The following is an 8,239-nucleotide window of genomic DNA, read 5'->3' as shown; positions in this document are numbered from 1 at the left end:
TTGAGGGGGTCAATTACCTAATTTTCAGGGAAAAAGTACCTGAATTTCCCCCTGATCACTCCCATGCCAGGCACTTTTGGATTTCAAAAAGGTCTAAAAGTCTTATCCAACAAGGTTTTTAGATTTATTCAGCAAACCCTAACTATTATAAACAAAAAAGCGATCGCACTCTACAAATATAGCGCAATCGCCCCTAATTTAAGACTTCAATTGTTGCTCGATTTGCCAGTTTTCTATTAAACACTAACTAGCAAAGTCAAATACTGGTGTTTCAATTACCCGTTTTGGTCGCTTATTTTCCCAGACAATTTCCTGCAAGCGTTCGACAGTTTCTGGTGCAAAAAAACGCTCTCCCGTTTCTACACAGACTCTAGCGGGGACATTTTCTATAATGAAAAAATTGCCATTGATTTCAAGAGTATAGGTAACTTCTTGTTCAATTAAGGTTTCTTGTCTAGAATTAGTTGACATCTGGTGTTCTCCTTGATTTAAAATCAATCCATAAATTTGGACCGGGTTCATATAGGGTAATAATTTTGAGCAAAGGGCGAGAGGGATAGCTACAATGAATGTGTAAGGCTCTATTAATTAGAGTAAATCCCAAAAGTAAACAGCTTGCGCCATACTTATCAGCTGGATAATCTTCAATAATTTCGCTTTGTTCCATCGCCTCCCGTAATTCTTGAACACTGATCTGACGCAGGATACTTTGATTGACAGCGTGTTGAGAAAATTCCAATTGGTTTTGTCTAACTTTTTGACGAATTTCCTCAATAATTTCAGTGATAGCCGCCTTTAATTTGATCGTAAATATCCTTCGCTGTCATTTCGCCAAATAACTGATCTTTAATTTCTAAATAATTTAGAGGTTGGGATGATGTTTCTCTTAGAAAGAAGGCCGCTTTAGCAATTCCCAATCTTTCTACGAGAGCTTTAACTCCCTCTTTTCTAATTTCATCAATCTCAGGAATCGTCAAATCTGTTTGAACTTTCATAGCAATTTTTCTCAATTCAAGCGTTGAAAATAATGGCGACAAACTTCCCATTTGATAGTCTAGTTATTTCATTCTCTCAAGTCAATGACATCAATAACATCAATACTTTTTAAGCGATGTATTATTCTATAATAAACTTTTAGATGGTTGACAATAAATACTTCAATTCTTTCGGGAGCGCCTGTTTTAAAATCTTCTCTCTGGAGTGATAAATCAGGCAACAGATCGCGGATTTTGTGATAAGTTTCAGGGTCATCTTGTTTTAAATTGCTCAAAAAGTCTCTAGTACTTAAGGACAACCAGATATCATACGCCATCTTACGTTAAAATCGATATTTGATAATTTTCCCTTGCGCTTGTTCTGCTAACGCTTGCTCTAGTGCCTGCTGTTCAGAAAGAGGGATATCTGCAAAGCGAATGACCGATGTTTCCTGACAAATGAGATAATCTGGATTAAGCTGCGTTAACAGTTCCTCAGCTGCAGATGCGATCGCTTGTTTAATCTCTTCATCTGAAGCAGGTTGAGTCGTCTGGAAAAGATCAGATTGCATAAAAAGTCTCAGCCAATCAAAACACTATGGTTTCCTCTATTCTAACACCAAAAAAGCTATCACGCTATATTTATAGAGGGCGATCACTTCTAAGGTCAGTATTGCAGCTTAAGTCGTTTATTATCAGCAACGCCCAGATAATTTACTCGCTATTTAAGGGCGGACTGCTAATAACTGGACTTGTACCGTTTCAGGAAGTTTTATTATGACAAAATGATTTTCTGGATACAAATAATCTTCACCAGATTCGTCAATCACTCGCAAACATCCCACCTCTTGCGCTTTAGCATCAGGTAACACTTGATAAAGTTTACAAACCTCTAAATCTCCGCCTTCTTCAGCGGTAATACAGATAGCAAATTCAATGTTAGATGCTGGTGTTTGCATAAATATTTAGTCCAAAACTCGTTTAACTTTCATTTTTCGCCGACCAATACCTTGAGACTCATACCAGTGTAGTTCAGCTTTGCGGATTTCTCCCTTAGGAAATTGAACTAAGCCGACTCCTTTTAGCTTTCGCCATCGACGACCCCCAAACTGCGCTTTTAGCCTTCTGAGTTCACGAATAGAGAGGTTGACGGCGATAATCTCTATTTCGGTTAGTTCTCCAATCAACTCAAAGCCATTACCCATCTCATTATTCTAACAAAGATTAATAAAAATCTGGAATGTCTCCCCAAAAAAGCGATCGCACTCTATTGATAGAGCGCAATCGCTGCTAATTTAAGGCTAGATTGACCAGTTTTTTATTTTAATTTGCGCTTCCAGGCTGCACCCGCACCTAAAGCACCAATGGCGAGTAAACCCAAGACTGAAGCAGGTTCGGGAACAGGAGTAGCTAGAGGAGTAAAATCAATACTGACATTATCGACTCCTTGATTAAAAAATGACCGGTTGTCAACTTCCGCAAATCGGAGAATGTAGCTCCCGCCTGCTCCTACCAAGCTGGTAATGTCAAAACTATAAGAAGTATAAGGGTTAGGATTGGAAGCAAAGGGATCGTTTCCTAAATAGAAATTACCGACGATATCCGCAGGATTGGTTGAGAAGGGGTTGGCCCCAGCAACTAGGATATCCACCCGTGCGTGTTGGTTGGGAACACTGGTGTAGTCTAGTCCAGATGGATTGACGATAGGTCCAAGTCCACTCCAATCATTGACGAACATATCGTAAGACAAAATTACCGATGAGGCAGCTCCAGGAACGATAAAAGTCTGGGTTAGCGCATAGGCTCCCGGACTGCCTTGGTCAGACACTGCATAGAAAGAGCCACTGGCTGGACCAACAGTTGCTCGACCACTGAAAGGCGTGGAGCCGTTAGCATCATCAATAAAGAAACCACTCGTCGAGTTACTCCCAGGTTGTATTGAGACATTCCAACCCGTAAAACCTGTTTCAAAGCCGCCGTTGGTAATCAATTCAGCGGCATGGGCGGTTCCCGTAGTCAGTAAGCTAAACGGCGCTTAACCTGCATGATCCAATAGCTATAACCCTTTTGGAGTCTATATCGGTGATCCGAAGTAAAAGCCGTTTAGCTTATCCCCAAAGTTACAAAGACAGTACCGGCTGCTACTCTGGAGCAATTTTTAAGCACAGTCGAAGTTTTCATACTCAGAAACTTTCCTCAAAACAAATAAACAAACAAATGTTCTGAATGCCCTTTAAAGGAGAAAATCTCAAATTAAGCGACATTGGCAAGGGAGAAAGACTGATTTTTTCAAAATTGCCAATCACTAAATTTTAAGTTAGTTCCTCAATGACAACACAGAGCCATAACGGTATTGTCCCCCCCTCCCCCGATTTGGTCATGTCTAATCAACAAAAATTAATATTTTGTAAGGTCTAACAACATAAACTTACAAAAATTTATAATTATTGTTACCCTTGAGAGTAGGCTAGTAAAAAAATCTTTTAACGGGTTGGTCTTGGGTTTTAGAATCTCTATGTCTGTCGGGAATTGAGAAATTTAGTATGTAGCTATACACAATTAATTACACATATCTAACTACCTCTTGCCTCTTGCCTCTTGCCTATCCTAACCATTACTTATAACAGCTAATCCCTAATCTCTCAATAACAGATATTCGCGAATCTCAAAAAAGTTATCCCAAGGAATATAGGGTTGATTTTCCGCTTGCAGATAATCGATTAAACGATCCCTAGCAAAAACTAGATCGGCCCTTCTAGCCATGGTAATATCGGTAACGGAATCACCGATCGCAATAGTTTCTACTCCCGAATATTTAGCCATAATCAAGGCTTTAGCCACTAATTCCGTCTCATTTTCCCAATCGGAATGAACTTGCAAATATTCCCCTTGAGTATGAAGATTGACCCCATAAATTGCTGTCACCTTATCTAATAGTCCCTCCCGTTTTAAGACCGTTTCAATCATGCCTTGGATACCACCGGAGATAATAATAAAAGGGATGGATTGCTCCTGTAAAAAAGCGAGGAATTCGGCTAATCCGGGGCGAATTGGCTTGCTTTCGGCATAGGCGAGAATATCGGCGTACTTTTGGCTCGGTATCGACTCTAGCAGTTGACGGACACCCCGGCGCAGAGTCAGAGTGCGGGCGTACATTTGGGGCATAATTTGGGCTGATAAATGGGGGGCGAATTCTTTGAGCATACCCGCAAAAGTTTCCACGGCGGTGATAGTGCCATCAAAGTCACAGAAAACAATTTTACTCATGGGGTGACAAAATATCTGAAATTGGATATAATCGAAGGTTATGATTAATTTTACAGAGATTATCCGACTCTAGAGCTTCAACCCCCATGAAATCCTATCTCGCCGCCGCCATTCAAATGACCAGTCAGCCGGATTTAGAGAAAAATCTCGCTGCCGCTGAAGAATTGATCGAACTTGCCGTGGGTAAAGGGGCGGAATTAATCGGTTTACCGGAGAATTTCGCTTTTATGGGGGCAGAAAGCGATAAAATCGCCCAGGCCGAGACTATTGCCCTCAAAGCCGATAAATTCCTCCGCACCATGGCCCAACGGTTTCAAGTGACCATTTTAGGGGGTGGTTTTCCCGTGCCGGTGACGGGTATTCCCGATAAGGCTTATAATACGGCTATTTTAGTCGATGGCAACGGTGCGGAACTAGCCCGTTATCAAAAGGTCCATCTCTTTGATGTCAATGTCCCGGATGGTAACACCTATCAGGAATCGAGTACAGTCATGGCAGGGATCGATTTACCGCCGATTTATGGCTCCGATAGCTTGGGCAAAATTGGCCTCTCGATTTGCTATGATGTGCGTTTTCCCGAACTCTATCGCTATTTATCGCAGCAAGGAGCCGATGTTTTATTTGTACCTGCGGCGTTTACAGCTTTTACAGGGAAAGATCATTGGAAAGTTTTGTTACAAGCGCGAGCGATCGAGAATACTTGTTATATAATAGCTCCCGCTCAAACGGGCAATAATTACGAACGCCGTTACACCCACGGTCACGCTATGATTATCGATCCTTGGGGTGTGGTTTTAGCCGATGCGGGGGAAGAAGCGGGAGTGGCAATTGCCGAAATTAATCCCCAACGTCTGCAACAGGTGCGACGACAAATGCCTTCCCTACAGCATCGTGTTTTTGTTTAAAATTCGATTCGACAATTTTAACGCCTAATTTTGGGATTTAACTCGGTTTTTTCGCGTAACATTGCTCCCTGATAACAAGGGTCGAATCTAAAACCTAATTAGTTAAGCTAAAAGCTTTGATGTACTGAGTTTCTAACCTTCTTTGCCAGATTCTCAGGGTAAGCTCATCTAATAAGGATGTAGTCGATTTATGCCACCCGATCAAACCATACCAAGTAACGAAGAACCAAAAATCTAGTTGGTTTATAATATTAAATAATTAACTTTATTTTTAGAGATGAATCTGATTTTGTCAAGCAAAGCGGCCGAAAGACTTCAACGAGAAGTGCAGTCAAGAGAAGATTTTATCGCCGATAATAATGCTTGGCGAATTGATGTCCTTGATCTCAGGAAGAGAGGTATTTTTCTCATTACTCAGGAAAAGAGTTTGTACACCTTAATTTCTTCGTACAAGCAGGGAATTAAGGGAATTATCGCTCAAATTACCACCATTGATCGGCATGAGAGCGATTCCCCTGAAATTCATTATCTCAAATCCGAGAATAGGAGTCTGGTAAGCTCCATGAATAACATGAAGAATTTAATCGCTAAATTAGATCAGTACAATGCGGTTGATAACGAAAGATTTGCAGAAATAATTAATCAGACTCCCTTTAAATATTTATCTTACCGTACCCCGACCGAATGTTACCAAAATCTCTTGAATCAATCGAAGGTAGTACAATAAAACGGTCGTGTTTTAATCTAAGGAGAAAACGCTCCCCAATCTTCACAGCTTAAAACTAAATAAATCTCAGTTTTGGATAATCTGAGTTTTGGATAAGTCAAAACCCTGAGACTCAATCCGAATCTAAAACTCTGATTAACAGACAAAACTCTCCAAACTGTGAACAATTGCTAAGTAGGTAGGCGTTAAAAGTTGTCAGATGCCCCCCTTATCAAGGGTAGATCCCCCCGCCTATCGGCACCCCCCTTATCAAGGGGGGCAGGGGGGATCAGACCTAAACTCCATTTTTAATTTAATTATAACCAACCACTTAATAACAACTTTTTAGCAAAATCGATCGCTTCCTGAAAAACTGTAACTTGGCCCTCAATTTGGGCAATTTGTACCTCGGTTAATAACTTACCGATAACCGGACTGGGTTTCAGCTGTAAATGGTTAATTAAATCATCGCCCCTTAATAAAGGTCGGGGATGGGCGATAATATTATCGGGATCGAGATAGGAAGTCAACAGAGAAGCGACGATATTTTTGTTAATCCCCATTGATAAAGCAAAAAGGGCAAAGACAGGAAATACTTTTCCCGTATTTAGATAAATAAAATACTGTTCCCGCAGACTTAAATTATCTGCTTCTTTGAGGGGAGGTAAAGACTTAATTACCGTCATTACCGTGCGAATTTCCCCACGGGAATACTTGAGATCGATTAACTCTTTTTCCGCTTCTGCCAAAATATCCGATACCAATAGGGCCAATTTTGTCAACTGTAACTGAGAAGGGGAAAAGATAAATTTTTCCGGTAACAAAGATTCTAAAAATCCCGCTGCCGCTTCCACCCCCATAACTCGCTCCATTTTTGCGGGGGTAATCCGACGCAACCAGAGAGATAATAAGCCATCTTCCCAAGCACTTTTTAGCCATTTATTGCCACGGGAATTGAGCAAAAGGTAATTCAACTCGGATTGCACCCTTTCGGCGGCTACACGGTGTAATAAAGGGGCAAGAGAACGAATAGTTGCACGGGTATGGGGTTCGATCTCAAAGTCCAATTGAGCCGCTTGTCGATAGGCCCTTAATAATCTTAGGGGATCATCCTGGAGATTTTCGCGGGAAATCATCCGCAGGGATTGGCAGCCTAAATCTTTTAATCCCCCTAAAGGATCGAAAATTTCTTGGGTGTGGAGATTATAAGCGAGAGCATTAACGGTGAAATCCCGTCTTTTTAGGTCTATTTCTAGAGATTCTCCCTCCTGTTGTGCGAAATCAAGAGTACCCTGGGGAAAAACGACGCGAGCAATTTGACGAACCGCATCTAAAACCACAAAACCGGCTTTATACTGATGGGCAATAGTTTGGGCAATTTCGATCGCTTTTTCGGGAACCACAAAATCTAGGTCAATATAGTCTTTCTGACGGTTTAATAAAGCGTCTCGCACAGCACCACCGACTAAATAAGCATTTTCTGGCAATTCTTGCCGATTAATCGCAAAAACTTCTTTAACTAAACTATCTAGGTTTTTTTGACAAGACATCGAGAAGAGCAATTTACAAAAATATAATTTTTACCGGCCCTATTTGGGGAGAGACTGAGCTAGATTAACGGAAAAGACCTATAGAGTTAAACCTATGTGTATTTGTATTAACTGCTATTTTGTTGATCGCTGTCTCACCTATCATGCCGTAGAAACACAACATCAGGAACGTCATCTCACCGAGACACCGGACTTTGAAGCGAAGAACCCTTCTATTAACGTTAACATTCGCACCAAGGAAGATTATATCGAAATGGAGTGGGATGTGGTGGGTTGTGAAAGCTTTTTACGCGAAACCGGTAAATGGTCTAGTTTGCGGCCGGGTGAACCAATTCCCACCTAAAACACCTGAACTACCCATACATATCTACTACAAGAGCCGAAAGTTAATCCACAAATATGTCTTGGACAGCCAACGATTCGAGGAATGCGTAATTTAAGAGCGAGGTATTTATGGATAAAGAAGAAGAACTACTTGAACAATGGCGAGAATTGACCCCGGAAAAGCAACAAAAAGTTTGGCAATTTGTTCAAATACTTAAATCTGAGTCACAAACAACACCAGAAGCTAAATTTATTCCCCAAACACCATTAAGCAAAAAGTTATGGGAAATCCGACAGCGGGCGATCGCAGCTGGATTGCAACTGCTCAATGAAGACGAAATAGAACAAGAACTTGCTGCACGTCGAGGAGGGTGCAGTGAGTCATGAAATTGCTGGCACTTACGGTTTAGCGGCGATGGATGCACTTCATGTTGCTGCTGCGCTGCAAATTCAAGCTGATGAACTAATCACCACCGAAAAGCCAACCAAACCAATGCACCGAGTCAGGGAAAT

Annotated in this window: 14 protein-coding genes; 4 read left to right on the top strand and 10 right to left on the bottom strand. The window is 41.2% G+C overall.

Features of this window, described 5'->3' with window-relative positions:
• Positions 1-243: 243 nt before the first annotated feature.
• The 9 genes from O9290_RS02830 to O9290_RS02790 form a co-directional block, all read right to left on the bottom strand.
• The gene (locus tag O9290_RS02830; RefSeq protein WP_353852116.1) at positions 244-522 is read right to left on the bottom strand and encodes a YgiT-type zinc finger protein; all 279 of its coding nucleotides are present in this window, start codon (positions 520-522) and stop codon (positions 244-246) included.
• Positions 461-778 carry a DUF4258 domain-containing protein gene (locus O9290_RS02825; protein WP_353852117.1) on the bottom strand — a complete coding sequence of 106 codons (318 nt, stop codon included), beginning with the start codon at positions 776-778 and terminating at the stop codon, positions 461-463. Before O9290_RS02825 ends, O9290_RS02830 begins: the two co-directional genes overlap by 62 nt.
• Position 779: 1 nt before the next feature.
• On the bottom strand, positions 780-995 hold the full coding sequence (locus O9290_RS02820) for a hypothetical protein (protein ID WP_288059909.1): 216 nt from the start codon (positions 993-995) through the stop codon (positions 780-782).
• A 68-nt stretch (positions 996-1,063) separates the two neighbouring features.
• Positions 1,064-1,312, bottom strand: coding sequence for a hypothetical protein (locus O9290_RS02815; RefSeq protein WP_061432741.1), 249 nt, complete (start codon positions 1,310-1,312; stop codon positions 1,064-1,066).
• 6 nt (positions 1,313-1,318) lie between these two features.
• Entirely contained in the window at positions 1,319-1,546 is a 228-nt protein-coding gene (locus O9290_RS02810) for a hypothetical protein (protein ID WP_147070616.1), read from the bottom strand.
• Between the two features lie 153 nt (positions 1,547-1,699).
• Positions 1,700-1,933 carry a hypothetical protein gene (locus O9290_RS02805; protein WP_002745620.1) on the bottom strand — a complete coding sequence of 78 codons (234 nt, stop codon included), beginning with the start codon at positions 1,931-1,933 and terminating at the stop codon, positions 1,700-1,702.
• A 6-nt stretch (positions 1,934-1,939) separates the two neighbouring features.
• The gene (locus O9290_RS02800; protein ID WP_288059910.1) at positions 1,940-2,179 is read right to left on the bottom strand and encodes a hypothetical protein; all 240 of its coding nucleotides are present in this window, start codon (positions 2,177-2,179) and stop codon (positions 1,940-1,942) included.
• Between the two features lie 113 nt (positions 2,180-2,292).
• Complete coding sequence (locus tag O9290_RS02795) at positions 2,293-2,964, bottom strand: PEP-CTERM sorting domain-containing protein (protein ID WP_288059911.1); 672 nt, start codon at positions 2,962-2,964, stop codon at positions 2,293-2,295.
• A gap of 644 nt (positions 2,965-3,608) precedes the next feature.
• Entirely contained in the window at positions 3,609-4,241 is a 633-nt protein-coding gene (locus O9290_RS02790; RefSeq protein ID WP_002803033.1) for an HAD-IB family phosphatase, read from the bottom strand.
• An 86-nt stretch (positions 4,242-4,327) separates the two neighbouring features.
• On the opposite strand from O9290_RS02790, the gene O9290_RS02785 reads away from it, so the two are divergent.
• Together O9290_RS02785 and O9290_RS02780 are read left to right on the top strand one after the other, a co-directional pair.
• Positions 4,328-5,146 (top strand): carbon-nitrogen hydrolase family protein, encoded by an 819-nt coding sequence (locus tag O9290_RS02785; RefSeq protein ID WP_149988346.1) that lies wholly within the window; start codon positions 4,328-4,330, stop codon positions 5,144-5,146.
• 277 nt (positions 5,147-5,423) lie between these two features.
• Positions 5,424-5,873, top strand: a complete 450-nt coding sequence (locus O9290_RS02780) for a DUF6933 domain-containing protein (RefSeq protein ID WP_288086674.1) — start codon at positions 5,424-5,426, stop codon at positions 5,871-5,873.
• Between the two features lie 296 nt (positions 5,874-6,169).
• Here the strand turns inward: O9290_RS02780 and O9290_RS02775 are convergent, their stop codons facing one another.
• Positions 6,170-7,402, bottom strand: a complete 1,233-nt coding sequence (locus O9290_RS02775; protein ID WP_288055688.1) for a tRNA nucleotidyltransferase/poly(A) polymerase-related protein — start codon at positions 7,400-7,402, stop codon at positions 6,170-6,172.
• Between the two features lie 94 nt (positions 7,403-7,496).
• On the opposite strand from O9290_RS02775, the gene O9290_RS02770 reads away from it, so the two are divergent.
• Both O9290_RS02770 and O9290_RS02765 read left to right on the top strand, forming a co-directional pair.
• Positions 7,497-7,745: a Ycf34 family protein gene (locus O9290_RS02770; RefSeq protein WP_002760106.1), complete on the top strand. Its 249-nt coding sequence runs from the start codon at positions 7,497-7,499 to the stop codon at positions 7,743-7,745.
• A gap of 110 nt (positions 7,746-7,855) precedes the next feature.
• Positions 7,856-8,113 carry a hypothetical protein gene (locus O9290_RS02765; RefSeq protein WP_288086671.1) on the top strand — a complete coding sequence of 86 codons (258 nt, stop codon included), beginning with the start codon at positions 7,856-7,858 and terminating at the stop codon, positions 8,111-8,113.
• The last annotated feature ends 126 nt before the right edge of the window (positions 8,114-8,239 follow it).

The sequence above is a fragment of the Microcystis sp. LE19-41.2A genome, from assembly GCF_027530405.1.
Classification (GTDB): domain Bacteria; phylum Cyanobacteriota; class Cyanobacteriia; order Cyanobacteriales; family Microcystaceae; genus Microcystis; species Microcystis aeruginosa.
This window is presented reverse-complemented; position numbering and strand designations above follow the sequence as displayed.